This is a genomic window from Paenibacillus sp. ALJ109b, assembly GCF_010747435.1.
Taxonomy (GTDB): domain Bacteria; phylum Bacillota; class Bacilli; order Paenibacillales; family Paenibacillaceae; genus Paenibacillus; species Paenibacillus taichungensis.
Genome location: NZ_JAAIFP010000038.1, coordinates 1 through 24,082, shown reverse-complemented (window position 1 = coordinate 24,082; position 24,082 = coordinate 1). Strand labels below are relative to the sequence as shown.

Below are 24,082 nucleotides of genomic sequence, written 5' to 3'. Positions count from 1 at the left end.
TTCGTGAAAATATGCCTTTTCTCGCATTTTCGCAAAACCACTTTCAAATAAGCATGTTTCTTCCCGTGCAATTTGTTGTTCAGCGGGGCGCGCCTGAATCGAATAATCCAAATGCAGATAAAAAAAAGCAAGCCTCTATACTAGAGACTTGCTTATCATTTGAGACCCACTATGCAGAGCGTTTACCTTAAGAAGCGCAACCCTCACAGGCAACATAGTTGTCGCCAACCTGTTTGCTAATTGCGATCAGATCGCCCAGCTTGATATCTTCTTCACCTGTAAATTCAAGATCAGCGATGCGCGCAACGATCAGGGCAGCCGCTTCTTCCTTGCTTGTAGCCATTTGGCTAAATTCAGACTTTTCGCCTGTTGAAATGACCTCATATAAGTACGTATATCTTAAAGTTTCCATGTAGACACTCTCCTTCCGAAATCACATCATATCATCTCTATTACCCAATTCCAAGTCCAAGCTTCTGAACCTAATCGTAACGCAGTTTCATCTGCTCAGCCGTTCGCCTAACGGCTTCCCGATCCACGCTCAACACACGGCTCGTCTCCGCCAAGGGAAAACGCTGACGCAGTGTACGCACCAGCGAGGCTGTATACGCCGCAGCAGAAGGGACACCTACCAGTTCCTGCAAACTCGCCATCGTTCCGGGCCGAACATCCGGATAGCCTTCGCTGGCACCGTCTGCTGCATCCTGATAGAACTTACGCACGTCTGCTGCCAATTGGTCGCCTTGTCCTTCCACGATGATAAAGGCAGTAATGATATAAGCCTTGGCCTGTCTGCGCTGGGCAATACCACAGAATTTCAGTCCACCCACACTGACATCATAATCGCCAGGACAGAAAGCGCCTTCGATCTCCCCCGTACGTGCCTGACTCGACCACGGTGTTAGCGATTCAGCAATCAGTGAGGCCATCTCCCGAAAATCATCGTGTATATTGATGGCTCGTCCAGGGTTGGGCAAAATTAAAGATACGTTAACCACCCCTGGATTCAGGGGAACTGCTGCTCCACCGGATGGACGAACGCAGACCGCTGTTCCCTGGCTTCTAATGCGTTCCATCGCTTCTACCGCCTGTGGTAGCCTCCGATCCCGCAGCCCTGCTACAAAGGCATCTGGATGCCGCCATATATGAGCAACGGGCAACTGACCCTCTCCCACCCGGCGGCACATGACTTCTTCCCAAGCAAATGCTTCAAGCACACTGCTCCCGTGCCGCAGCAGCGGTGTCTCCCAAATCTGCAGACGCAATGAATGATCCAGCTGCATCTGCTGCTTTGCTCCCGGCGATCCGGGTTGATCTGAATTGGACGATACACTCATATAAGATAGCCTCCGACTAAACTAATCTGGATGAATTGAAGTAATTACGTGATCCTTATGTAAACCACGAATGCAAAAGTAATATATAAATAAGCCGGTTCCCCAGGGAACACGGCTTATTTATGAAAGCTTCCTTTGGCACAAGCATCTATACTGCCATTTCAGATTCAGCAGAATGCCGACTAAAATGGAAACAACATGATGGTGCCAAAGGATCGGATGCTTCTGGCTTGTCCAACGAGTGGAATGAGCCGATCTTAATCTTTCATGAGCGACAGGAACTCGGCACGCTGTGCCGGATTGTCACGGAAAGAACCACGTACAGCAGATGTAACCGTCTTACTGCCCGGCTTCTTCACGCCGCGGGAACACATGCACAAGTGCTCGCCTTCCACGACAACCATGACACCGTTGGGCTCTACCGCTTCAGTCAGAATATCGGCAATCTGTGAGGTAATGCGCTCTTGAACCTGCAGGCGTCGGGTAACTGCCTCCACCAGACGGGCCATTTTGCTCAATCCCACAATTTTGCCACTCGGTACATATCCAATGTGCACCTTACCGAAGAAAGGCGCCATATGGTGTTCACATTGGCTGTAATAGACAATGTCCTTCACAATGACCAGTTCTTCATGATTCTCGTCAAACGTCACACCAAGTACATCGCGCGGGTCCACTTCATACCCGCCAAAAATCTCTTCATACATCCGGGTTACGCGTGCAGGCGTTTCTAGCAGCCCTTCCCGCGTACTATCCTCACCGATCAATTGCAAGATCTGCTCAATGTGATACTCGATCTTCTCCCGATTGTCGGATACTTTTGAATTCAAATAATCTTTAACGCCAGCCACTGCCGAACGCCTCCTTTCGAACCACATGCTGCAAGCAGCTATTCACTTCAGCATTATGCAAAATGCTGGCTCACAGCTATTATTTTCGGCGGCCCGAGTTTTTACGCGCAGGATGTTGTTGCGGCTGAGGCATCTTAGCGCCAGGCTGCTGGTTCTTCATCATCTGCTGGGCGCGCTGCATTTGCTTGCCGTTCAGGTTATAACCCATTTGCTTCGCCATCTTCTGGAGCATGTCGGGATCGCTTTGCATTTTCTCAAGCTGTTTCCGCAAGTAGTATACCCCAATGAAAAATCCTCCGACCAGACCAACAATCAATGTAATAATCGGTATTGCTATTTCCATCTCTTAGACACCTCTGTATGCAATCTAAAAAGCCTGATGATCCGTGTCAGCACATGATGTTATACGCTCACGATGCAAACATGACACGCACCGGATTTCCTGAAAGTTATCATAGCATTTCCGCACGCCTTGAGCAAACGGATTTTCCAGCTATACGCTGAATTTAACATCCAGAAAACAGATCGAAAACATTCAGTAAATCTCTCAAGAACATCCGTATAAGTTACATCAGTACCGCCTCTATGAAAACGGTTGTATGCTTAGCCAGATCCACTTCAATCACATCCAGATCATAACGTGTACTGCCACGTGCCACCCGAATGACTGGCCTACCAGGCAGACCCCGGTGCTGACGCACAATGACTCCGGTCTCTTTGGTAGACAATCGAACTGCTGTTCCATTCGGATAAACGGACACACTCCGGTTGAATTCGATCAGAATGTCACGATCCAGCTTTGTGCCAGACATCGCCATCATCTCTTCACAGGCTTCATGTGGCAGCATAATTCTACCCGAAAGGCCATTGATCAGATTATCATACGTGTTAGCTGCACTGACGATTTTAGCGAAAAGATGAATGTCTTTTCCCTGGATGCCCCTCGGCAGTCCCGTACCATCCATATGCTCATGATGCTGCAGAGCCGTATGTGCCACAAGCAGATTGAACTCCCGTTTGGACTTGATCAACTCGAACCCTTTCCACGTGTGATGCAGGGAAGAGTTTGCTGCAGAACCGCTGCCCGGTGGCTCCCCCACTTTGCCGATGTCATGCAATAGAGCTCCGACGGCCAGATCCTTGAGCTGCACATAGTTAAGCCCCAGATTCAGACCAATGACAGAAGACAGCAAACATACATTCATTGCGTGAACATACTGTGCGTTATCTTTGGTCCGAATATCTGTGAGCTGAACAAGCAGTTCACGCCCGTTCAGAACATCGTTCAACAATTTATCTATGCTGATGGCGACCTTCTTCGGACTCCAGTCTTTCCCGGAACGGATAGAATCGAGCGTAACACTCATTTCATTAATTACTGCCTTTTTCGTGGCTTCATCCAGAATGTCTTCTGTATCCACATCTTTATACGCTTCATCCTGGATGTACAGCATGGTCACGCCAATACGCTTCAGCGTATTAACCATAAATACGGTGAGCTGGACTCCGGCAGACAGCAACACCGTGCCGTTGCCGGAATATATGGTTTTGCCCAGAAGCTCCCCCGCCTCCACGCTCTCCACGTTAACATACTTCATGAACGTCCCCCGCTCTTACGATTGCTGCTCCAATGTGAGCAATTGCTCTTTGGTTTGCAGCCCGCCTACATAACCCACCAGGGTTCCATCTTTACCGCTGATGCGGTGACAGGGAATAATAATCGGAATCGGATTTTTACTAATAGCATCCAGAACTGCTCGAACAGCTTTGGGTCTGCCGATGATTTCCGCAACCTGTTGGTGTGTTGAGGCCTCTCCATAAGATATATCGGACAGGACTTGCCATACTTGTAGCTGGAATGGTGTTCCAAACAAATCGAGCTTCAGTTCAAACGCTTTTCGTTCTCCTGCAAAATACTGCTTCAACTGTTGTGCAGCTTCACTCAGCTTCTCTTCATTTTTCTCATATCGATATTCGCCAATCCATGTACGGGCCCATTGTTGCAGATGCGCCTCGCGCACATGGAATGCACCAAAATCAATGTGACACAGGCCCTTATCCGTGGCACAGAGCGTTAGTGTACCGATCGGCGTCAGCACCTCATCATAATATACCGGCGTACCATGCAGACCTGTTACGGCTGATGGTTTCCATGCTGCAGCTTCTGGTTTGGCAGGCTCTGTCGTCTGCCCGTTTTCCTGTTCGGCTGTCTTATTCTGTTCCTTCTGATCCTCAGGCTTATCGTTGCTCTTTGGCTCTGCCTGAGGCTTATCGGGTATGGTCTCGGACGAACTCAGTCGTTCCTTGGCCTTCTGCAGCATGCTTAGCACGTTCCCATCTTGTTCGTTAGCGGCAGCTTCCCCAATGGCTCTCATTGCTTCTTCTCCTCCAATTCTGCTCAGCGCCCAAGCTGCAGTTCCCCGCAGCTCGGGACGCGGATCACGCTTCAGTACCTCCGTTAGTTTCGGTACAGCGGTTTTGTCTTTGAAATTGCCGAGGGCAATTACGGCGTTGCGCTGGATTGGCTTCTTGCCCCGCCAAGCGGCGGAACTTTGGCCGAAGCGCTCTTTGAATTCACGGTTACCGATGTCAAGCAGCGGTATCAGCAAAGGTTTTACAATCTCCGGATCGGGATGAAACTCGGGATGGTGGTCCCAGTTTTTACCCCGATTCTTCGGGCAAACAATCTGACAGGTATCACAACCGTACAGACGATTTCCAATTTTGAGCATAAACTCTTCATCCACGAAGCCTTTCGTCTGGGTCACAAACGAAATGCAGCGCTGTGCATTCAGTTGTCCCGGCCCGACCAATGCCCCTGTTGGACAGGCATCAATACACTTCGTACATTCTCCACAATCCTCGGTCACCGGGTTATCTGGCTGAAACGGGATATTCGTGACTAGTTCGCCGAGAAAGATCCATGAACCGAACTTGGGCGATATAATGGCACAGTTCTTGGCACTGAATCCAATCCCCGCACGCTGGGAAACAGCACGGTCCACCAATGCCCCCGTGTCTACCATACTTTCAATCATGGCTTCAGGTACGCGTTCACGTATAAAATGAACCAGCTTGTCCATTGCTGCACGCAGGACTTGGTGATAATCCTGTCCCCAGGCGGAACGAGCCAGAATACCGCGGTAAGCACCCGGCTCCGACTTCGGCGGATTGACCATCTTCGATGGATAAGCCACGGCTATCGCAATGAGCGAAGCAGGCTCGCCATCTTTCAATTCGGGACGCACCCTTTTCTCAATATCAGGCTCCTCAAATCCGGACTCGAATCCTTTCGCCCGATGTTGCTCCAGAATGGATTTCAAGGTCACGAATGGTTCTGCCGAAGCAAATCCTATATCATCAATACCCATCTCGGGAGCAGCTGCCTTAATCTCTTGTTTTAGCTTCTCCCATACAGCTGCTGCCTTTGCTGCTCCGGTCTGTACACTCGTCATATCTATTCCCTCTCTTCTTCCACGCTAATTCCGTAAATAGTGAACGCCCGCCTCAGGTGGGAGGACAGGCGCTGATTTCGATATACAAGTCGGACATACCGGAGCTAGAAAGAAACCGAGTCTATATCGTTTAACGCAAAATGCAGCGTGAAGTTGTTGTCCTTGTCCTGCTAACATTTTACAGTTTTTTAATTTCTGAGAACGGCCAAAAAATAAACTCCGCCCTGCCTACAATTTCACTGGAAGTAATGCTGCCAAACACACGGCTATCCTTGCTCTTGCCTTCATGACGGTTATCTCCCATCACAAAGTAATGATCCGCTTCCAGCGTAATCGGTCCAAAATCAGGGTCCTGAACCTCCGTATCCGTGTACGTTTCGGCTTGCTGCTCCCCATTCACGAATAAATGATGGTCCCTTACTTCAACTGTGTCTCCAGGAAGTCCGACAATCCGTTTGACCAGAAAATCTTTTTTCTCCACACCCTCGCTTGGATCACGAAGCACAATAACATCTGATCGGGACGGTGTCCCAAAATCATATACAATTTTATTTACAAACAGACGATCCCGCTCAACCAGCGTCGGCTGCATCGATTGACCTTTGACCATCGAAAGATTGAATACAAACAGGTTCAACAGCATCATGATTACAAAAGCAATCACTATGGTTTTCAACCAGTCCCAAAGCTCTGCACCCCAGGATTTCCCCGGTGGATCAGGCACTCCCGGACCATTTCGTTCCTTGGAAGCTACATGCTCCGTTGAAAGATTATTGGAGTTCAAAGAGACACCTCGTTTATCCATTTTGTGAAGAAAAACGTTGATCGACATACTTTCAAGGAAGACAGATTGTATATAGTGTACGTTTTTCTTAAAAATATCAGGAAGCTGCCGTTCCGCGTTTATATGTTCTGATATTACCAAAATTGAGTGATCATAATCCTTTTAATTCTACTTCATTTGCAAGGGTGAAACAATTGGTTATGAGCCCCAGCACAGCTTGAAGGGTGAATAACAACGTGATTAAAACAGTTAAACCAGGGATTAATTTAAATGGAATGGCGTTCAGAAGTGGCGAAAAAAGGGGAATAATCGGTGAAAAGCACCCATATAAATAGAAAGGCATATCCCTCACGTTGTTACACGTTGAAAGATACGCCTAATATGAAATGAAAATCTGTTATATTTCTTTTTTAACCCTGCAAACTAAGCTTTGGACAAAATACTGAGTTTCTGGAAAGCGCTCATAATCTGATTGGCACCGTAACCCATTGCTTCATAAAGAGGCATGGCTACTTTGTTGTGCTCATCACCCGCCACCCATATTTGACTGACTTTACGCTGCTGGAACCTTTGTTCCATGGCCTCGACAAGTTTTTTGCCGACTCCGCGGCGACGATAGTCTGGATGGACCGCAATACGATAGATGCATCCCTGGTTGTGGTCAATCGTACCGATCAAAGCGCCGACGAGGTCTCCCTCTTCTTCCGCAACCATGATCAGGTCAGAATCCCATGACAATTGACGGGCAAACGGGCCCATCGTGTTCTCATAACACTCTTCCGATAGTGCAACCTGGAGAAGCTCTGTCATCTGGCTTGCATCACTCAACTGAAAGGAACGAACGTGCATGTCTTAAATCTCCCTTTTCGTTAGCTTAGATGAGGTTTTACAAAAAGGGGCTCCCCTTTTTACCAAAAACCCAATGTTCATATAATGACAAAAAACGAGAAAATACCGCTTCTTCGTCAATTAAACCATACTTTACGCCATAAAACACGCATTTTCTTTTGAAAGCGCTTAATTGTAACCGTTTACATACGAATATTAAACTTTTCCTCTATTTAAAGCCCTAAAATCACATAAATAGTTTCATAATGGGTAAAATATGTTTGTTATCTCTGGCCCATGAATGGATTAACGTCTGGGGGGACTTAATAAACAAAAATGTTGCTTAATTAGCCCGAATGCGGTTTAATATTAGTGACAAGGGTATTATTACATAGGTACCTGAGCAATTTGCATAAATCCTGTGAGCGACTTTCACTCAGCAAGATATAGATCGAAGTGAACCTATTCGTCTAGAACTTGTCCCGGAAGCGATTCGAATTGAATTATGCAAAATGCTGACCTTAACAAAAATTCAAAAATCTCAGGAGGTATTTCATTATGACTTTTCAATTACCAGCACTTCCTTACGCTAACGACGCACTGGAACCACATATTGATGCGCAAACGATGGAAATTCACCACGATCGCCATCACAATACTTACGTAACGAACTTGAACGCAGCTCTGGAAAGCGCTCCTGAACTGCAAGGTAAAAGCTTGGAAGATCTGATTGCTAACCTTGACAGCGTACCTGAAGGTATCCGCACAGCGGTTCGCAACAATGGTGGCGGACATGCTAACCACAGCCTGTTCTGGGAAATCATCGGACCTAACGGCGGCGGCGCTCCAACTGGCGACATCGCAGCAGCAATCGATAGCGAACTGGGTGGCTTCGACAAATTCAAAGAAGATTTCGCTAAAGCAGCTACAACTCGTTTCGGTTCAGGTTGGGCTTGGCTCGTAGTTGGTAAAGATGGCAAATTGTCCATCACTAGCACACCTAACCAAGACAGCCCTCTCTTCGAAGGTCTGACTCCGGTTCTGGGTCTGGATGTATGGGAGCACGCTTACTACCTGAAATATCAAAACAAACGCCCTGACTACATCGGTGCTTTCTGGAATGTAATCAACTGGGATGAAGTAAACAAACGTTACGCTGCAGCGAAATAAGACTGCCAGCATAATTAAAGAGCCTGATTCGGTCAACGCGACCGGATCAGGCTCTTTTTTGTGTGCTTTTGTTTGTTGCACGTTGGTTGATTTAATATTGTTATGGCAAGCACCCATTACTCACTAACATCGTCATATGCCCCTGCAAAATAACTGCTGATGAGCTTCAGGAAAATGTTGGGGAATGCCATTTTGTCCATATCTTCCGGACCAATCCAGCGATAGATTAGGCCATCGCCTTTGCCACTCATTACATCATGCGCCGGGTCACTTGCTGCAAATGCTGTCAGCGGCTCCCCCTGCTCATCAAGCGAGCCTGAGATATTGGCTGCATCGATGATGCCTGGCTCCGATACTTGGGCTGGAGCAGTGGTTTCCTTGGCAGCCGCCTGTGCATCGTAGGCGGCTCTGGCTTCCGCAGCGATCAGCGGAAGCTCGTTACTATGGTCCTGCTCGGTGCACTTGTACACCTGCAGGCTCCAGACAATGTGGCTGAACACATGCTCCGCATGGGTAGCCAGCCCTTCCGGGCGGGCAGCGAAGCCTTCCGCCCACAGACTGCCGGCCAGCAAAGCCATGGCCGGCTCATCTGCCAGCGGTCCCGCCTTCTTGCCGGCTGTGGCGGGCGCCGCCAGCACATGCGGCAGCTCCCACATGCGGGCCAATAAGCCCGTCGCTGGGCGCTGGCGCACAAGCACACGGCCGCGATGAGCACCGCGGCCCTCCACAATGGCGACCAGCCGCTGCTCAGGGCGCGGCGGCTTCGCCTTGGTCTTGACCGGCAGTGTGAGCTCCCGTCCGGCGATGCGGCCGGAACATTGCTCCATGACCGGGCAAGTCAGGCAGTGCGGCGCTTTGGGTGTGCACACCAGCGCGCCAAGTTCCATCAGCGCCTGATTGAAATCACGCGCACGCCCTTCCGGAATGAGCTCTCCCGCGAGCTCTTCCATCAACACCCGGGTGCTGCCCTTCATAATGTCCTCATCAATGAGGAAGTATCGGGACAGGACCCGCATCACATTGCCATCCACCGCTGGCTGCGGCTGGTTGAAGGCAATGCTGAGAATGGCCCCGGCTGTATACGGGCCCACCCCTTTTAACGCAAAGACAGCTTGCTTGTCCTGCGGCATCTCCCCACCGTGCAGCTCCATGACTTGTCTGGCAGCCGCCTGAAGATTGCGGGCACGCGAATAATATCCGAGTCCCTCCCAATTTTTCAAGACCTCTTCTTCCGGTGCTTCAGCCAGAGCCTGTACGGTCGGAAAATTCCCGATAAAACGGTTGAAATACGGAATTACCGTATCCACCCGAGTCTGTTGCAGCATAATTTCCGATACCCACGTAAAATAAGGATTGTTGTGGCGACGCCACGGCAAATCCCGTCTGTTGACCATATACCAATCCAGCAAATTCACGCTGAAATGTCGTTTCTGTTCCAATAAACCCATATTTCCGTCCTCTCCTGTTACCATGCTTACGTTCTTCACACGTTCTCCCACATTGTTACTATTCAGATCTGGGTAACGTCTTCCCCTTCTGCTCTACTATAGCAAAGGCCGCAGCCAGCTCCGTCTGGTGCGTAATACTCAAATGAATATCATACTGTTTGCCGTATGGCAGTTGCAGTCTTCCCCATGCTTCATCAGAAAGTGTGGCAACGGGACGTCCTTTTGCATCAGGCAGCACTTCAATGTCGGTAAAACTCATCATGCTTCCAATGCCGCAGCCAAATGCCTTGGACACCGCTTCCTTTGCTGCGAATCGACCGGATACAAACTCTACCATCCGTTTTCCACGATGATCCGCAATCTCTCGCTCTGCATGCGTTAAAATTCGCTTCATAAACGCTTCCGCGTGGCGACCGGACAACAGCTTGCGCATCCGTCCAATCTCCAGTACATCGTTTCCAATGCCATATATCATCAACGCTTCACCCGCTTAACCTTTTATGCTGTAAACGATCTCTATTCGGTCATCTGATCGGTAACTTATCCGAACACGTATTCTATTGTAGCAGGAGGCGCGCACGGATGCGAGTACCTTCGTCCACATTACCATTTATGTTAAAATATGAATCAGAAAAAGATGAAACTTTAGGAGGAATAAGATATGTCCACAGCATTTGAACTGCCTGTTGGCGGAGATGCCATCATTCGCGGAAATATATTCACTGCACGGCAACCCGCTCAAGGAATCATTATCCTGGCTCACGGTTACAAAGGCTTCAAAGACTGGGGCATGTTCCCCTACACCGCATCCCAGCTAAGCGAGAACTATCACGTCCTGACCTTCAACTTCTCTCACAACGGAGTTGGAGAAGATCTGGAGCAATTTTCTGAACTTGAAAAGTTTGCAGTCAATACGTACAGCCGGGAGCTTGCCGACTTGGCAACACTGCTTGTTTATGTGTCCACACAGCCAGAACTTAACGAACTGCCGGTATTTCTACTTGGACATAGCCGCGGTGCAGGCGTAAGCCTCGTGTATGCACTGGATCATCCCGAACAGATTGCAGGCGTACTCTCCTGGAACGGCGTAACCAACTTGGATCTCTTTACCCCTGAACAAAAAGAAGAAATGCGCACACATGGCCGCAGCCATGTCACGAACGGGCGAACCGGCCAGCAGATGCCTCTGGACGTGTCCATTCTGGAAGACCTGGACAAGCATAAGGATCGTTACGCCATCATTGATCGCTTGGCTTCTTCCCCTCTGCGTGTGGCACTTATTCAGGGAACAGAAGACGGCAAACGGCTGCGTGACGGCTCGGCCTCACTGGTTCAAGCTCGCCCGGATATCCCGTGGCACCAGATTCCTGGAGGAAATCATACCTTTAATACTGTGCATCCATTCAAGGAATCGACGCCGCAGCTTGAGCAGGCGATCGCCGAAACACGTCGCCAGATCTCAACTTGGCTTATCTAATCTTGCATAACAAAAAGAGTCGCTGCCTTATGCAGTGACTCTTTGCTGTTCATATGCTTGCATTGTCCATATCATGGCATGCTTGCATCCATATTAGATGCCAGGAATGGCATTACGTTTGTGATGGGTACGTGTGTAGAATGCTTCAAGACGCTCTTGTGCAGCCGGATCAATCTGTTTACCTTCCAGATAGTCACTGTTCGCTTCATACGAAATGCCCAGTTCATCTTCATCGGTCTGGCCTTCCCAGAGTCCTGCTGATGGAGCCTTGTCCAAAATGGCCTGCGGCACGTTCAAATACGCGGCCAGCTGACGCACTTGACGTTTGTTCAGGGTGCTCAGTGGTGTAATATCCACGGCCCCGTCGCCCCATTTGGTGTAAAAGCCCGTGATGGCTTCCGAAGCATGGTCTGTTCCGACAACCAACAGGTTTTCTTCAAAAGATAGAGCATATTGCATCACCATACGGGTTCTCGCTTTCACGTTCCCTTTGCCTTGGTGAGTCATATGACGCGGGCTGCCCATGGATTTGAAACCTTGCTCCACTTCCAGTGCGATCTCATTCACTGCATCTTCGATGTTGGTTTCTACGACATGCTTCAGGTCATAGGCTTTTGCCACAGCATAGCTATGGTCAATATCCGATTGCTCACCGTAAGGCTGGAATACACCCAGCGTTTTGTATTCCTTATTCTCTTCTGCTGTAAGCTCGTCCGTTGCTTTTTTGCATAGCGCCGCAGCTACAGCACTGTCAATCCCGCCACTGATTGCGATTAGCAATCCTTTGGAATTGGCATTTTTCACATAAGTTTTGAGAAAGTCAACGCGCTTGCGCACTTCCTCTTCTTCATTAATGCTTGGTTTAACCTTCAATTCAGCGATGATCTGTTGTTGCAAACTCATCGTTCACACACCCCGTTTCTAAATTAATGAAATTTGATGTCCATTTTGAAAGGTCCGAATGGTTCAATAACCCTATTTGCTCAAAATGAAACGCCCCGGCATCGGTCATCCGAAAGGCGGGGCGTTGCTTGAGCTAATTAACGGCAGTAACGGTCAAACACACTTGTGAGCTCAGCCGCAATCTCCTCCGCAGAACGGTCTTCCACTTGATGACGCTCAATAAAGTGAACGAGTTCTCCGTCTTTCATCAGAGCGATGGAAGGTGAAGATGGAGGATACGGTGCAAAGTATTCACGTGCTTTCGCTGTAGCTTCTTTGTCCTGACCAGCAAATACCGTGTACAGGTGGTCAGGTGTAATATCATGCTGAAGTGCTTGGGATACACCTGGGCGGCATTGACCTGCGGCACATCCGCAGACCGAGTTAATAACAACCAGAGCGGTACCTTTGGCATCCGGCAAACTTGCTTCAACTTCTTCTGGAGTACGCAACTCCTGAATTCCCAAACGAGTCAGATCATCCCGCATCGGTTGAACCATATCTTTCATGTATTGATCAAATGACATAGACATTCGGTTTCACTCCTTAAACATGTGAGTTCTATTATTTAAAAAATTAAATGCTTTTGTGCTATTCCTATTATACATCCCTAATCAATGAAAGCAAGGTTCAAACACCGCCTGCGGAAAGGCTTCTCCTTCAATATTATGTCTCATTCCTTGGTAAAACATGCTTAAGTTCAGCGTTGAAATGAAACCTTGAAAGTTGTACCCTGACCTTCCTCCGATTCAACGGTAATGGTTCCGTTATGACGTTCGACAATGCTCAGACACATGGATAATCCCAGTCCGGTTCCTTTGGCCTTGGTCGTAAAAAAAGGTTCGAACAGCTTCTCCTGCTTCACTCTAGGTAAGCCAGAGCCTGTATCTCGCACACACAGCTCCACGGTGTCATCCACTAACCGGGTCTCAAGTGTAAGTACCCCTTTTTCATTCATGGCTTCCATCCCATTACGAGCCAGATTAAGTACCACTTGTTTAATTTCCTTTGAATTCAGATGCAGCTTCGGCACATTGTGATCCAGCATAAATTCAATACTTTGACCTCGCAGATTTGCATCCGCCCATAACAGAGGACTTAGTTCATGGATGATATCATGCAGCTGGGATTCTTCCTTCTCGGCAATTCGATTCTGAGCCAATGACAGAAAATCATTAATTATGCTGTTCGCCCGGTCAAGCTCCTCCAGAACGATCCGGTAATAGTGATCCAGGGACTCCGGACTTTTTTCCTGCATTAATTGAAGAAAACCACGTACAACCGCCATCGGGTTTCTAACCTCATGAGTAATACTTGCGGCCATTTGTCCTACAAGACTAAGACGATCCACATTATCGAGCTCACTTCGCAGCATTTCAAGCTCAGTAATATCCTGAATGATCAACATGGCTCCGATAGCTTCTCTTGGCAGTTCTGCTGAGTACGCGTAGATGGGAACGGTCCTGGATTGAAATACGTTTGAACCGTAACGCACCGTAAGTCCACTCACTTCTCCATGAACAATGGCTTTACGAATACTGCTCTCCATTTTGTCTGCCTGGGCTTGTTCGACAAACTGACTCGCAGGTTGCCCAATCAAATCCGGTGTTGTCGTGCAAGGCAATTGATCCCGCGCCGTTTGCTCCATCGTATCGTTGACGAACTGCACGGTCCCCTCTTTATCTACGGTTGCGATAGATAAAGGAACAGCATTCAGAATTTGGTTAAGCTTTTCCGTTTCGGCTATGTATCTATGATGAACTTCGGACAAATGTTGCTCAAGCCCCCGGTGATGTTGCATCTGTTCAATCCAGAGCATACTAAGACTTCCAGCAAGAACTGCACCGATTGTATATCCCAGCGCTAGTAATACCCACTGTACTATTGAGAATGTTGGTTGGCTTTCCATCGATGGAATATACAGTACATTGGACACAACCAGCTCTGCCGTAATTAAGGCGATAACTGTCCCCATTTTGCGTGAACGTGTATAATGCTTGAATCGTTTGGCTGACAACCATACAATAGGATAGAGAAGAATGCCCGTTTGAAGTAGAAATCCGTACAGATTATAGGGATGCGCAAAGAGAAAATAGAAGAGTATCTGGAGAAGAGACAGCGTTAGGCCTATGCGAGGCCTGCAATACAATATGACGAGCGTCAGGGGCACAATGCCCAAGGAGATAGGGACTGATACCGGGTTCCCATAGTGGGCAATAAGCAGACATAGCAACATGCTCACCACACTGGTCGCGGCAAAACTGGTCTGTACCATCCTATGATATCCTGCCTTGGCGACTGCTTGCCTGGAGAGCCCCAAGTGCAATAATGGAATCAGGAATACCGCAGCTCCTGCAAGCAGTATTTGTAAAAGAATGTCCTTCAACGCAACCACAATGCCATCTCCCTCCTCTGCCTGCACATTCCCTCATGTATTTCTGATTAAAACATAGGCGACAGTATATTACAATATATCCCTTAAGACAGCATAATAGAACTGCTAATACATTTGTATTGTTTCATAAACAGGCAGGAGTAGACAGGGTTTTCGGAAAACAGACAAAATCAATGAAAAAAGAGGGTAATAACGCATGTATGATGTCATTGTAATTGGCGGTGGATCTGCGGGCCTCATGGCCTGTGTCGCCGCTGCTGAGCATGGAGCCTCGGTGCTACTGCTGGATAAAGGAGATCAACTCGGCCGTAAACTCGGGATCTCTGGCGGCGGTCGCTGCAATGTGACCAATGCCAAGGAGACGGATGAACTAATCCGGCATATTCCGGGCAATGGACGTTTTTTATATAGTTCATTTCAGAATCTGGACAATCAGGGAATTATGCGTTTTTTCGAAAATCTCGGTATTGCCCTGAAAGAGGAAGATAACGGGAGAATGTTCCCGGTAACCGATAAAGCCAAGACGGTCGTTGATGCGTTGGTAGGCAAAATTGTTTCCCTTGGGGTAGAGATTCGCACCAAACAGCCGGTTAAGGAATTAATTCAGAATGGTCAACACGTGCAGGGCGTGAAGTTAGCTTCTGGCACAACGGTACTTGCACGCTCTGTTATTATCGCTACCGGGGGCAAATCAGTCCCTCAAACCGGATCAACCGGAGATGGCTACCCATGGGCTGAAGCGGCTGGACATACGATTACAGAGCTATATCCGACAGAAGTGCCAATTGTGTCTGGTGAGAGCTGGATTCAATCCAAAGAACTGCAAGGCTTGTCCTTACGGGATGTCGGGTTATCTGTGCTAGATGCCAAAGGCAAATCAGTTATCTCCCATCGTGGAGATATGATCTTCACCCATTTCGGTGTATCAGGACCGATCGCGCTTCGTTGCAGCCAGTTTATTCGTAAGGTGCAAATGAAATCTGGGAATCCTCAGGTCACGATGAGTATTGATCTGTTCCCGGATCTGTCCCCCGGTGCTTTGGAAGCCCAGGTTCAGCAGGTGCTGGAGCAAGAATCCCGAAAGGCCGTCAAAAACATACTCAAAACATGGGTTCCTGAGCGCATGATTCCATTGATGATGAAGCGTTCAGAGATCAGCGAAGACCTCACTTTCCACCATTTCCCCAAAGGTATGTTAAATACATTAGTGGGGTTAATGAAGGATTTTACCTTCCGCGTAGACGGAACTCGTTCTCTCAAAGAAGCCTTTGTTACTGGTGGGGGAATCCACTTAAAGGAAATATACCCCAAAACAATGGAATCCAAGCTGCTGCCGGGACTATTCTTTTGCGGTGAAGTTTTGGATATTCATGGCTACACGGGAGGCTATAATATTACCGCTGCCTTCTCTACGGGGTACACAGCCGGCATGCATGCTGCAGAGTATAAAAACGCTCGCTCATGACTTGAACATAGGGTGTTCATGGACCAATTCACGTTCTTCATCACGTATGGTTATTAAGAGCATGAAAAAACCTCGATATCCCGCTATCGGCGGGGTATCGAGGTTTTTTTGAGATGTATGCAATCCAGAATCACTGTCACCAACAAGGCAAGCCGCATCGTTGCCCCTGTTGCATCTACGCCTTCACACTGCCCGAGAAACCATCCACTGAATCATCGAATGTCGGATCTTCATCCCGGTTAGACATCTCCTGTTCGGGATTGCTCCCTTGGCCGCCGCTCGCATAACCTTCATTCCAATCTTCATTTACGAGATGAGCCGGAATGGATATATTCTGAAACTGATCCATTCCATCTGTTTCGGAGAGAAATACCGCACTTCCTCCGTGTGACTGTACGATTTCCACAGCAGATTGCGTATCTTGGCGATCTGTAGGAATGTACAATTCAAGCGGTCCCGACTGGTATGGCTTATACCCCAGTTCCTCCAGTGTTGCCTGCGCCGCCAGCAGCGCTGCATTGTCTGCGAAATGCACCTGAAGTTCACTATCATCCATCATAATTTTCTTCCTCCTTGCGAGAGCTGATCCCTTACCTTCAAAATCATAAGATCTGTCTCCTATAGCATGGTCAGTTACTTCATCTGATATGCTACTGTATAAGGAAGAATATCAACTAAGCGGATCGGATGTACCGAATCCAGCCTGTTATAGACAGCACGAACAGCCCAAATGCTACGACAGCCGCAGCCGTCACGATACCTTCCAACCAGCCTAGCCAAGCTGCCCCCAGTGAAAACCCCATTAAAATCCCCAGCGGAACAAACAACATCCGTACCATGGTCACACCTGCACGATTTAACGCCTCCGAATCATAGGATACGAGCTGAACATACTCCGAGGTTGCAAAGACCTCCCAGGAGCGATAAAAAAGTACGCTCAACATGATGACCAACAAGCCACACACGATTATGTTGACCGGGAAAGGCGGCAAAGCAACGGCAGCAATGGAAAGGCCGCCAAGCTGCAAGTACAATTTCATGGTCGATGAGTTACGAAAAAATGCTTTGAATGCCGTCTCGGCTGTCCGATTAGAGATCGTTCGATGACGCAGCAACTTGCGCTGCTTGCGGAATATGATCGTCCGGGTGCGAGGCGCTTTCGGCTTGTTCACAGATCGACTCAGTAAAAGGGCTGTGAACTTTAGCCTTTCTCTTAAATCTTCACGCACATCGCCCTCAAAGGTTCCCTTCATCTCCAGCCTCATTCGGCCAACCAAAATCAGAAGAAGGATTGCAGCCACAATGCCTGCAAGCAGTGTCCAGATGTGTCCATGCATCCAGGATGTTACCCCAATCGTGATAATGCCCATGGCAACTGCTAAAGGGATCATGCGAATCCAGCGTCTCCATCCGGTATAACGTACTTTCGTCATATGGAGTACAATGACCTGGAATGAAGCTACTGCGCCAAACCAAATCGCTATTAGTGCGATATGGATAAATGACATGTCATACACACGGGACCATAGCGGTGAGGTCAACGCCGTAATTACAATCATTTTACCCAAATGCTGCAAACTAGCCCGATATATCCCCTGTCTCATCAATGTACGCATCCACAGCGACCTTGATTTCAGGAACAACACATCCGCTTCCTCTACAAATATAAGAATTCCACCTGTAAGCATAATGATATCGATCAGCCCTGTCAGTGTAGGCAGCGTTATTCCGGTCGCCCAGGAGGGCAGCGGTTTGGACCATAAACTCACGTACCATCCGCTGAGATACAACAGACCCGGAATAAGCAGGTATACCCATACCGTCCAGTCTACTACTAGTTTCAGGTTTTTTAACTGTTCATTGAAGTGCTCCTTGCGTCTGCGTCTATATAAACCAAGTGGCGTGTATGCTCGAGAGGTCTCCATCTCTTCTCCCCCCTTCCCGGTCAGGATGTCAGTGTGTCAAAACAATCAAACAACGAGGCGTCCGGCAAATCTGCGGCTGCACGGATTTCGTCCAGTGTTCCTTCGGCAGCAGAGCGCCCGGAATGGATGAGTATAAACCGATCACAGATTCGCTCAGCGGTATCTAGTACATGCGTTGACATAAGAACACCCGCACCACGGCGGCGCTCATCGTCCAGCAACTTCAGAAAATCCTTGGTTGCGCGCGGGTCCAGCCCGATGAAAGGCTCGTCCACAATGTATACATCCGGCGAGGACAGGAAGCCGATCATCAGCATCATTTTCTGCCGCATCCCCTTGGAGAAACTGGCCGGAAGATCATTGCGAACGTGGTCCATGCCGAAACGAACCAACATCTCCTCCGCCCTAGCAACAAAGACCTCTTCCTCCATCTCATAGGCAGCTGCTGCCAGATCGAGATGTTCCCACAGGGTCATGTATTCGTAAAAAACAGGTTGTTCCGGGATATAGGCATAACGTCCGTCTCCCCCAATGGTTACTTCATACTTTGCATGTTCAAGCAGACCAAGTAATGTTTTGATGGTCGTGCTTTTGCCAGCCCCATTCGGTCCGATAATACCCACCAGTTCCCCTGGCGCCACGTGTAATCCGATGTTCCTAATCGTGGATTGCCCCGCCTCATATCCTGCTTCCGTAATATGTACGTCCAGTATGGACTCCTGTGCAGCTGTATCTTCGTTTTCCATATTATTCACTCCCTGTCCTGTCAGGTGCTTGTTCGGTTCTTTATTGATATTGTAATCGAGTTCGTGGGGAATTGTTTGATCATTTTGAGCTTTTGTATAATGATTTTACATTTGCAATTCATGTTATAATGTTATAACGTACCAACATTTATACTTACTTACGTATTCATTTCTTAAGTTGGATCATACTATAGGAGGAACATACTATGAATGGTGGGGCCCAAATGAAAGAGGACAATATTAAGAAGAAAATTTTATCTCGTAAGATAGGTAAAATGGGTAATAGCTTAGGCGTTAGCTTGCCAAAGGTTTTGATTGATAAGCTCAATGTGTCACAAGGTGATGAGATTGAATTTATTGAGAACAGTCAAGGTGAGATTATACTCAAAAAAGTTAGACAGTTGAAAATACCTGAAAATGTGAGACCTGAAGTACTGGAAGCTTTTTTTGATGTTTTTGAAGAGGATGAGGGCATCCTCCAAGATTTAAGAGATCGTTAATCATGGTCACATTCCTTTCAATAGAAGAAGTGGTAGCCGCTCATTATTTTATGATGAAGAGGATGAATGACACAGCACAAGCTGGAGTGAAGAACTATTCTTTATTGGACTCTGCTGTAAATAGACCCCAACAGACTTTGTTTGGAGAAGATGCCTATCCCTCTATATTCGATAAAGCTAGTGCTTTATTAGAGTCCTTAGTTAAAAATCACTGCTTTCATAATGGGAACAAACGGACAGCTTATCTCGTGACCAAATCGTTTTTGATGTTGAATGGTTACCATCTCCAAATGAAACGTCAATATGCAGTAGAGTTCATGGTCAATATTGCAGAGGGCAAGCACTCATTTGAAAGCATAGCGAATATATTAAAGTACCATTCAGTCGTGCGGTAACATAATTTTATAATAAACGAAAAAAAGCAGGGGTTCCGGAGCCCCTGCTTCTTTATATTACAGTGAAAATCTCATACTACCGATTTGACTCCACCACAGTTGAAGTTTCGCTTTCTGCATCTGCATTTACATTCAGACCCAGATCCAGCTCTCCATGGCTTTCGCTCTCAAAGTTGCTGCTATCGTTACGGTCGCGGTCATTCACGCTGTTATTGCGTTCGGTTTGAGTCCATGTTGCGCTCTCGCCTTCTGCCTTCGCGTTCAGACCCAGATCCAGTGCGCCACGGCTTTCGCTCTCAGAGCTGTTGCTATCGTTACGCTCACGGTCATTCACGTTGTTATTGCGTTCAGTTTGAGTCATCGTCGCACTCTCGCCTTCTGCCTTCGCGTTCAGACCCAGATCCAGTGCGCCACGGCTTTCGCTCGCATAGCTGGTGCTTTCGTTACGATCGCGGCGGTCATTTACGCTGTCGTTGCGTTCAGTTTGAGCCCATGTTGCGCTCTCGCCCTCTGCCTTCGCGTTCAGACCCAGATCCAGTGCGCCACGGCTTTCGCTCTCAGAGCTACTGCTTTCGTTACGATTGCGGTCATTTACGCTGTTGTTGCGTTCAGTTTGAGCCCATGTTGCGCTCTCGCCTTCTGCCTTCGCGTTCAGACCCAGATCCAGCGCTCCACGACTTTCGCTCTCAGAGCTACTGCTTTCGTTACGATTGCGGTCGTTCACGCTGTTGTTACGTTCGGATTGAGTCATCGTCACACTCTCACCTTCTGCCTTCGCGTTTAGACCCAGATCCAGCGCTCCGCGGCTTTCGCTCTCAGAGCTACTGTTCACGTTCCGATGTTCGCCGCTTCCTGAATAGTCGCTCATCGTCGTACCTTCTCCCGACACATTGGCATTGAGACCAAGGCCCAGATTACCAGAACTACTGCGTTCAGCAGTATGATCGGAAGAACGTTCATTGTATCGGTTCATGCTCTCTGTGGATAGGTCGGCATTCAAACCGAGATCCAGATTCAATGCTCCAGATGCACTGGACGAACCTCCGTAGCTACCATTGTTACCATAACCTGCGTCATGGTGTCCTGATAGAAGAGATCCCAGCTCCAGTCGCAAACCTGCATTCAAATCCAGATTTCCGCTGCTGTTATTGCTATAGCTATCTGCGTAAGTTGCTTGCGAAGCTCCCAGCAATCCAGCGACCAACGTACCCGACAATACCGACAATTTTACCCAACGATTCACTTTTTTCATGATAATATACACTCCTTCTCCATTTTGGTTGAATTAACGCCATTGTGTTTGAGAGAAAGAGGTATATTGCGGCGGCCGCCCTGGCGGCGCTTGCGACCATTGACTGAAACCATCCAGACGTTCCATCCTGAAAGCAAAACGGTAATCTGGTGTAGCCAGTCCGGAAGTTGCTCCTGGAAGTGCGACGGCTGGAGCGGTTGATCCTCCACCAGTTACACCCGAGGAACCAGAGCTTCCACCTGCGGCAGCATTCGCTGCTCCAGGAGAAGTTGCCGTAACAGACCAATCCGTTAAGCGTTCTGTACGCGGCTGCAATGGTGACGCCTTATTGGAATCATCCTTTTGCAAATTAACATCTTTGTTATTCTTCACTGAATCAGTGACGGCCGGTATAACTAAAGGCTGATCCAACAGGAATTGCTCCTCATCTGGCAATACTGCATTTGAATTGGAATCCTGCTCCAGATTGGATTTTTCTACAGGCACTGCCTGTGAAGTAGCAGGCTGTTGTGAACGTACTTCCGATTGCGGAGTGACGTCAATCACGTTGCCCGTAACCTGCACAGCAGTCTGGCCATCTTCATCATCCTGCGATGAAACCTGATCTACTGGCTCCGTCTTGCCGATTGTAGGCTTTTCAACGCTCGGCGTATTAACGACCGAAGACTGTTCCAGCGTAACCGTTGGTTTTTCAGGATTCACACTCAGTATCTCTACCGTTCCCTTATCCGGATTGATATCTGCGGATATATCCACTACAGGAATATTCGCTTCTACCGAAGGAAGCTGAACCTCACCTTTCGTCAGATCCACACGGGATGAAGAGACATTAACCGAAGTAACTTCAGGTACATCCACCTTCACGGAAGGCAATTCAACCCTGCCCTGCCGAAGATCTGTTTTCACAGCAGACGTCTCTGCCTTGATCACCTCGGGTACCTCTGCGGTAACACCAGGCAAGGAAGCTGTCCCTTCGTTCAGGTTTACCTCGCTGCTCGATACATCCGCTTTTAATATCGGTGTATCCGCCTTTACAGACGGCAGTTCAATGGTCCCTTGCTTCGCATCAATATCGATCTCTGATGTTCCTGCCGATCCAAGCGGCGTATCTACCTTCAGTTCAGATACACTCAGCTTGCCTGTCGATTCATTCGCTTTGATCGACGGAACTTCAACATCCAGTAATGGTGTGGATACAGATACCGACGGAGTCAGGTTCAACCCACCATCCGAATCTCGTGAAAACAAATTCAGCGATAAGCCACTGGACTTGTTAGCTGAAGATTCCTGAGGATCATCTGCATACACATGCGACGATCCCAGTCCTATAATCAGCGTCCACGCGAGTATAGCCAGTGGTATGCTTCCAAGACGGATAATCGATTTTGGTAACTTTACATTCAAGTTGCTTCACCCCCTTTCCGCTATTGCGTTGGTGGGACAAGGCATATGAGTTTTCCCCTGGGAATAATTAGAATACAGGGAATTCTGCCTGATCCTCATTAAACGTGAAGGCGTTTACTCAAACGTTTTTTTAATTAATTAGTTAAAATTTACATGAAATTCTACCAAGAATTTTCCCATTTCCACCTCTGAAACTAAATCATTTGCAAACTCATTTCACTCACCTGTAATCATGGAGTTTGCTGTAAGACTCCCGTCCATATCGTTCTTTTTTTGCCTGCGAATCATTACATAAATCACGCCAAGCAACGTCAGCAAAATGCCTGAACTGATAAAAGCCGGAATAACTCCGAATGAGGTCACCAAAAATCCACCTACCACCGGACCCATGATGTTACTGGCTGTCATGATGCTGCCAACCGTTCCAAACACACGCCCTGTCATGGATTCAGGCGTTTGCTCCTGAAGTAGAATTTGAAACGGAACAATGGCAAACCCAACCCCCACACCCGCCAGGGCAAATAACGATATCAGCAGCAAATTGGCGCCAAGACCAGCATGCGGCCATACTCCTACGATCATTCCTACTCCACCAATGACAAGACCCATCAATGATGTTCCAAGCCCCATCTTGATTACATGCCCTGCCTTTTTCCACTTCTGAACACTCATCGCTGCAATTAACGTTCCAACACCGCTAGCTGCGACACACCATCCGAGCAGATCACTTGAAATACCGGGAAGCTGCCTGAACAGGACTACTGTCTGGGAATCCGCAAATTGCAGAAACAGAAGGGCTGAAGCAAGCAGGACCAGCGAGGTTCCCACATGAGGAAGAGATGCGAGCATGCGGATGCCTTCCATTGTATCTTTCAAAAACGTAGTTTTTTTACCTGCTTGATCAACACCTGCTCTCTCTTCCCTTACTTGTTCTACGTTCTGATTCACAGATTGGATCACCCGTGTTCCAGGAATCCATAGCAAAATAATGCCTGAGATCAGAAAGGACGCGGAATCCAACACGAAACACCAGGTGATTCCAAAAGCAGCCACCAACAACCCACCAAGGGCCGGACCGATGATTTTGGACATCTGTTCAATCACCGAGCTGATGGACACCGCCTGCCCCAATTGCTCCTGCGGCACAATCTCCTTAAGCTTGCCGTTCTTGGCCGGTGAGAACATCACATCGAACAAAGACTTGAGAATAAGCAATACATACACATGCCAGATTTGATCCGCAAAAATAAGCCCTCCAACGATGACAATTCGCGCACCGTCTGCACCGATCATCAGCCACTTACGATTGACCCGGTCCGCCAGCGCCCCTGCAAATGGACCTGTAAGTAAGACAGGCAATGCTGCACACAGCGTGGTGAACGTAATCTCCCACGGCGTAGCATTCCAGCGAATGCCCACCAGCGTAAGGATCGCCAGCAGATGCAGCCAGTCTCCCAAATTGGAGATAGCCTGCGCAGCCATCAAAGTGATAAAAGATCGATTGTGCTTCAGGGGTCTTCGTTCCTGCGTCGTTACTCCATTTGTCATCATTCTTCTCCTCCGCCCTCAACCCATTCAAGATATGAATTTATTATAGAGAGCAGGCTGAGCTCCCACCTCCTGCCAGAGACGGAGAGGACGCGGCGCCTTCAGGATGATTTTCCCCTTTGAGAAAGGGAATCCAAAAAATCTGGGGATAACAGCGATC

The 24,082-nt window shown here is 48.2% G+C and carries 24 protein-coding genes; 5 read left to right on the top strand and 19 right to left on the bottom strand.

What is annotated here, in order from left to right:
* Positions 1–187 precede the first annotated feature (187 nt).
* From G3352_RS29245 to G3352_RS29210, 8 genes are all read right to left on the bottom strand, one after another.
* Positions 188–412 carry a hypothetical protein gene (locus G3352_RS29245; protein WP_053779639.1) on the bottom strand — a complete coding sequence of 75 codons (225 nt, stop codon included), beginning with the start codon at positions 410–412 and terminating at the stop codon, positions 188–190.
* 70 nt (positions 413–482) lie between these two features.
* Entirely contained in the window at positions 483–1,337 is an 855-nt protein-coding gene (locus tag G3352_RS29240) for a lipoate--protein ligase family protein (RefSeq protein ID WP_163761512.1), read from the bottom strand.
* 257 nt (positions 1,338–1,594) lie between these two features.
* Positions 1,595–2,188 carry a GTP cyclohydrolase I FolE gene (gene folE, locus G3352_RS29235; RefSeq protein WP_063568443.1) on the bottom strand — a complete coding sequence of 198 codons (594 nt, stop codon included), beginning with the start codon at positions 2,186–2,188 and terminating at the stop codon, positions 1,595–1,597.
* A 79-nt stretch (positions 2,189–2,267) separates the two neighbouring features.
* A complete protein-coding gene (locus tag G3352_RS29230) occupies positions 2,268–2,531 on the bottom strand; it encodes a YneF family protein (protein ID WP_076290490.1) in 264 nt (87 codons plus the stop codon).
* Between the two features lie 223 nt (positions 2,532–2,754).
* Positions 2,755–3,786, bottom strand: coding sequence for an HD-GYP domain-containing protein (locus G3352_RS29225; protein ID WP_163761511.1), 1,032 nt, complete (start codon positions 3,784–3,786; stop codon positions 2,755–2,757).
* 15 nt (positions 3,787–3,801) lie between these two features.
* Complete coding sequence (queG, locus tag G3352_RS29220; RefSeq protein ID WP_163761510.1) at positions 3,802–5,643, bottom strand: tRNA epoxyqueuosine(34) reductase QueG; 1,842 nt, start codon at positions 5,641–5,643, stop codon at positions 3,802–3,804.
* Between the two features lie 178 nt (positions 5,644–5,821).
* Positions 5,822–6,427, bottom strand: coding sequence for a signal peptidase I (lepB, locus tag G3352_RS29215; protein WP_240343281.1), 606 nt, complete (start codon positions 6,425–6,427; stop codon positions 5,822–5,824).
* Positions 6,428–6,850: 423 nt separating this feature from the next.
* Positions 6,851–7,276 (bottom strand): GNAT family N-acetyltransferase, encoded by a 426-nt coding sequence (locus G3352_RS29210; RefSeq protein WP_024632996.1) that lies wholly within the window; start codon positions 7,274–7,276, stop codon positions 6,851–6,853.
* 537 nt (positions 7,277–7,813) lie between these two features.
* Between G3352_RS29210 and G3352_RS29205 the strand changes: the two genes are divergently transcribed.
* Positions 7,814–8,425: a superoxide dismutase gene (locus tag G3352_RS29205; RefSeq protein ID WP_024632995.1), complete on the top strand. Its 612-nt coding sequence runs from the start codon at positions 7,814–7,816 to the stop codon at positions 8,423–8,425.
* Positions 8,426–8,541: 116 nt separating this feature from the next.
* On the opposite strand, the gene mutY is transcribed toward G3352_RS29205, so the two are convergent.
* Together mutY and acpS are read right to left on the bottom strand one after the other, a co-directional pair.
* Positions 8,542–9,873 (bottom strand): A/G-specific adenine glycosylase, encoded by a 1,332-nt coding sequence (mutY, locus tag G3352_RS29200; RefSeq protein WP_163761561.1) that lies wholly within the window; start codon positions 9,871–9,873, stop codon positions 8,542–8,544.
* A gap of 58 nt (positions 9,874–9,931) precedes the next feature.
* Positions 9,932–10,348 (bottom strand): holo-ACP synthase, encoded by a 417-nt coding sequence (gene acpS, locus G3352_RS29195; protein WP_163761509.1) that lies wholly within the window; start codon positions 10,346–10,348, stop codon positions 9,932–9,934.
* Positions 10,349–10,534: 186 nt separating this feature from the next.
* On the opposite strand from acpS, the gene G3352_RS29190 reads away from it, so the two are divergent.
* The gene (locus tag G3352_RS29190) at positions 10,535–11,350 is read left to right on the top strand and encodes an alpha/beta hydrolase family protein (RefSeq protein WP_163761508.1); all 816 of its coding nucleotides are present in this window, start codon (positions 10,535–10,537) and stop codon (positions 11,348–11,350) included.
* Positions 11,351–11,443: 93 nt separating this feature from the next.
* Here G3352_RS29190 and nadE read toward each other — a convergent pair whose 3' ends face one another.
* The 3 genes from nadE to G3352_RS31640 form a co-directional block, all read right to left on the bottom strand.
* Positions 11,444–12,253 (bottom strand): ammonia-dependent NAD(+) synthetase, encoded by an 810-nt coding sequence (gene nadE, locus G3352_RS29185; protein WP_163761507.1) that lies wholly within the window; start codon positions 12,251–12,253, stop codon positions 11,444–11,446.
* A 137-nt stretch (positions 12,254–12,390) separates the two neighbouring features.
* Entirely contained in the window at positions 12,391–12,825 is a 435-nt protein-coding gene (locus G3352_RS29180) for a BrxA/BrxB family bacilliredoxin (protein ID WP_053779648.1), read from the bottom strand.
* Between the two features lie 167 nt (positions 12,826–12,992).
* Entirely contained in the window at positions 12,993–14,714 is a 1,722-nt protein-coding gene (locus G3352_RS31640; RefSeq protein WP_163761506.1) for an ATP-binding protein, read from the bottom strand.
* A 169-nt stretch (positions 14,715–14,883) separates the two neighbouring features.
* Here G3352_RS31640 and G3352_RS29170 point away from each other — a divergent pair, with 169 nt between their 5' ends.
* Positions 14,884–16,152 carry a BaiN/RdsA family NAD(P)/FAD-dependent oxidoreductase gene (locus tag G3352_RS29170; RefSeq protein WP_163761505.1) on the top strand — a complete coding sequence of 423 codons (1,269 nt, stop codon included), beginning with the start codon at positions 14,884–14,886 and terminating at the stop codon, positions 16,150–16,152.
* A 175-nt stretch (positions 16,153–16,327) separates the two neighbouring features.
* On the opposite strand, the gene G3352_RS29165 is transcribed toward G3352_RS29170, so the two are convergent.
* From G3352_RS29165 to G3352_RS29155, 3 genes are all read right to left on the bottom strand, one after another.
* Entirely contained in the window at positions 16,328–16,711 is a 384-nt protein-coding gene (locus G3352_RS29165; RefSeq protein WP_163761504.1) for a hypothetical protein, read from the bottom strand.
* Between the two features lie 115 nt (positions 16,712–16,826).
* Positions 16,827–18,077: an ABC transporter permease gene (locus G3352_RS29160; protein ID WP_163761503.1), complete on the bottom strand. Its 1,251-nt coding sequence runs from the start codon at positions 18,075–18,077 to the stop codon at positions 16,827–16,829.
* A 20-nt stretch (positions 18,078–18,097) separates the two neighbouring features.
* Positions 18,098–18,823 (bottom strand): ABC transporter ATP-binding protein, encoded by a 726-nt coding sequence (locus G3352_RS29155; RefSeq protein ID WP_163761502.1) that lies wholly within the window; start codon positions 18,821–18,823, stop codon positions 18,098–18,100.
* Positions 18,824–19,029: 206 nt separating this feature from the next.
* On the opposite strand from G3352_RS29155, the gene G3352_RS29150 reads away from it, so the two are divergent.
* Together G3352_RS29150 and G3352_RS29145 are read left to right on the top strand one after the other, a co-directional pair.
* The gene (locus G3352_RS29150; protein ID WP_163761501.1) at positions 19,030–19,323 is read left to right on the top strand and encodes an AbrB/MazE/SpoVT family DNA-binding domain-containing protein; all 294 of its coding nucleotides are present in this window, start codon (positions 19,030–19,032) and stop codon (positions 19,321–19,323) included.
* 2 nt (positions 19,324–19,325) lie between these two features.
* Entirely contained in the window at positions 19,326–19,718 is a 393-nt protein-coding gene (locus tag G3352_RS29145) for a type II toxin-antitoxin system death-on-curing family toxin (RefSeq protein ID WP_163761500.1), read from the top strand.
* A gap of 76 nt (positions 19,719–19,794) precedes the next feature.
* Here G3352_RS29145 and G3352_RS29140 read toward each other — a convergent pair whose 3' ends face one another.
* The 3 genes from G3352_RS29140 to G3352_RS29130 form a co-directional block, all read right to left on the bottom strand.
* Positions 19,795–20,970, bottom strand: a complete 1,176-nt coding sequence (locus G3352_RS29140; RefSeq protein ID WP_163761499.1) for a hypothetical protein — start codon at positions 20,968–20,970, stop codon at positions 19,795–19,797.
* 33 nt (positions 20,971–21,003) lie between these two features.
* On the bottom strand, positions 21,004–22,374 hold the full coding sequence (locus G3352_RS29135) for a hypothetical protein (protein WP_163761498.1): 1,371 nt from the start codon (positions 22,372–22,374) through the stop codon (positions 21,004–21,006).
* Positions 22,375–22,590: 216 nt separating this feature from the next.
* Positions 22,591–23,925 (bottom strand): MFS transporter, encoded by a 1,335-nt coding sequence (locus G3352_RS29130; RefSeq protein ID WP_240343280.1) that lies wholly within the window; start codon positions 23,923–23,925, stop codon positions 22,591–22,593.
* Positions 23,926–24,082: the final 157 nt, after the last annotated feature.

Bases quoted from the DNA above. Each gene is read 5' to 3' on its own strand.
- G3352_RS29245 (WP_053779639.1), bottom strand. From the start codon at position 412: ATGGAAACTTTAAGATATACGTACTTATATGAGGTCATTTCAACAGGC.
- G3352_RS29240 (WP_163761512.1), bottom strand. From the start codon at position 1,337: ATGAGTGTATCGTCCAATTCAGATCAACCCGGATCGCCGGGAGCAAAG.
- G3352_RS29230 (WP_076290490.1), bottom strand. From the start codon at position 2,531: ATGGAAATAGCAATACCGATTATTACATTGATTGTTGGTCTGGTCGGA.
- G3352_RS29225 (WP_163761511.1), bottom strand. From the start codon at position 3,786: ATGAAGTATGTTAACGTGGAGAGCGTGGAGGCGGGGGAGCTTCTGGGC.
- queG (WP_163761510.1), bottom strand. From the start codon at position 5,643: ATGACGAGTGTACAGACCGGAGCAGCAAAGGCAGCAGCTGTATGGGAG.
- G3352_RS29210 (WP_024632996.1), bottom strand. From the start codon at position 7,276: ATGCACGTTCGTTCCTTTCAGTTGAGTGATGCAAGCCAGATGACAGAG.
- G3352_RS29205 (WP_024632995.1), top strand. From the start codon at position 7,814: ATGACTTTTCAATTACCAGCACTTCCTTACGCTAACGACGCACTGGAA.
- mutY (WP_163761561.1), bottom strand. From the start codon at position 9,873: ATGGGTTTATTGGAACAGAAACGACATTTCAGCGTGAATTTGCTGGAT.
- acpS (WP_163761509.1), bottom strand. From the start codon at position 10,348: ATGATATATGGCATTGGAAACGATGTACTGGAGATTGGACGGATGCGC.
- G3352_RS29190 (WP_163761508.1), top strand. From the start codon at position 10,535: ATGTCCACAGCATTTGAACTGCCTGTTGGCGGAGATGCCATCATTCGC.
- nadE (WP_163761507.1), bottom strand. From the start codon at position 12,253: ATGAGTTTGCAACAACAGATCATCGCTGAATTGAAGGTTAAACCAAGC.
- G3352_RS29180 (WP_053779648.1), bottom strand. From the start codon at position 12,825: ATGTCTATGTCATTTGATCAATACATGAAAGATATGGTTCAACCGATG.
- G3352_RS29170 (WP_163761505.1), top strand. From the start codon at position 14,884: ATGTATGATGTCATTGTAATTGGCGGTGGATCTGCGGGCCTCATGGCC.
- G3352_RS29165 (WP_163761504.1), bottom strand. From the start codon at position 16,711: ATGATGGATGATAGTGAACTTCAGGTGCATTTCGCAGACAATGCAGCG.
- G3352_RS29160 (WP_163761503.1), bottom strand. From the start codon at position 18,077: ATGGAGACCTCTCGAGCATACACGCCACTTGGTTTATATAGACGCAGA.
- G3352_RS29155 (WP_163761502.1), bottom strand. From the start codon at position 18,823: ATGGAAAACGAAGATACAGCTGCACAGGAGTCCATACTGGACGTACAT.
- G3352_RS29150 (WP_163761501.1), top strand. From the start codon at position 19,030: ATGAATGGTGGGGCCCAAATGAAAGAGGACAATATTAAGAAGAAAATT.
- G3352_RS29145 (WP_163761500.1), top strand. From the start codon at position 19,326: ATGGTCACATTCCTTTCAATAGAAGAAGTGGTAGCCGCTCATTATTTT.
- G3352_RS29140 (WP_163761499.1), bottom strand. From the start codon at position 20,970: ATGAAAAAAGTGAATCGTTGGGTAAAATTGTCGGTATTGTCGGGTACG.
- G3352_RS29130 (WP_240343280.1), bottom strand. From the start codon at position 23,925: ATGATGACAAATGGAGTAACGACGCAGGAACGAAGACCCCTGAAGCAC.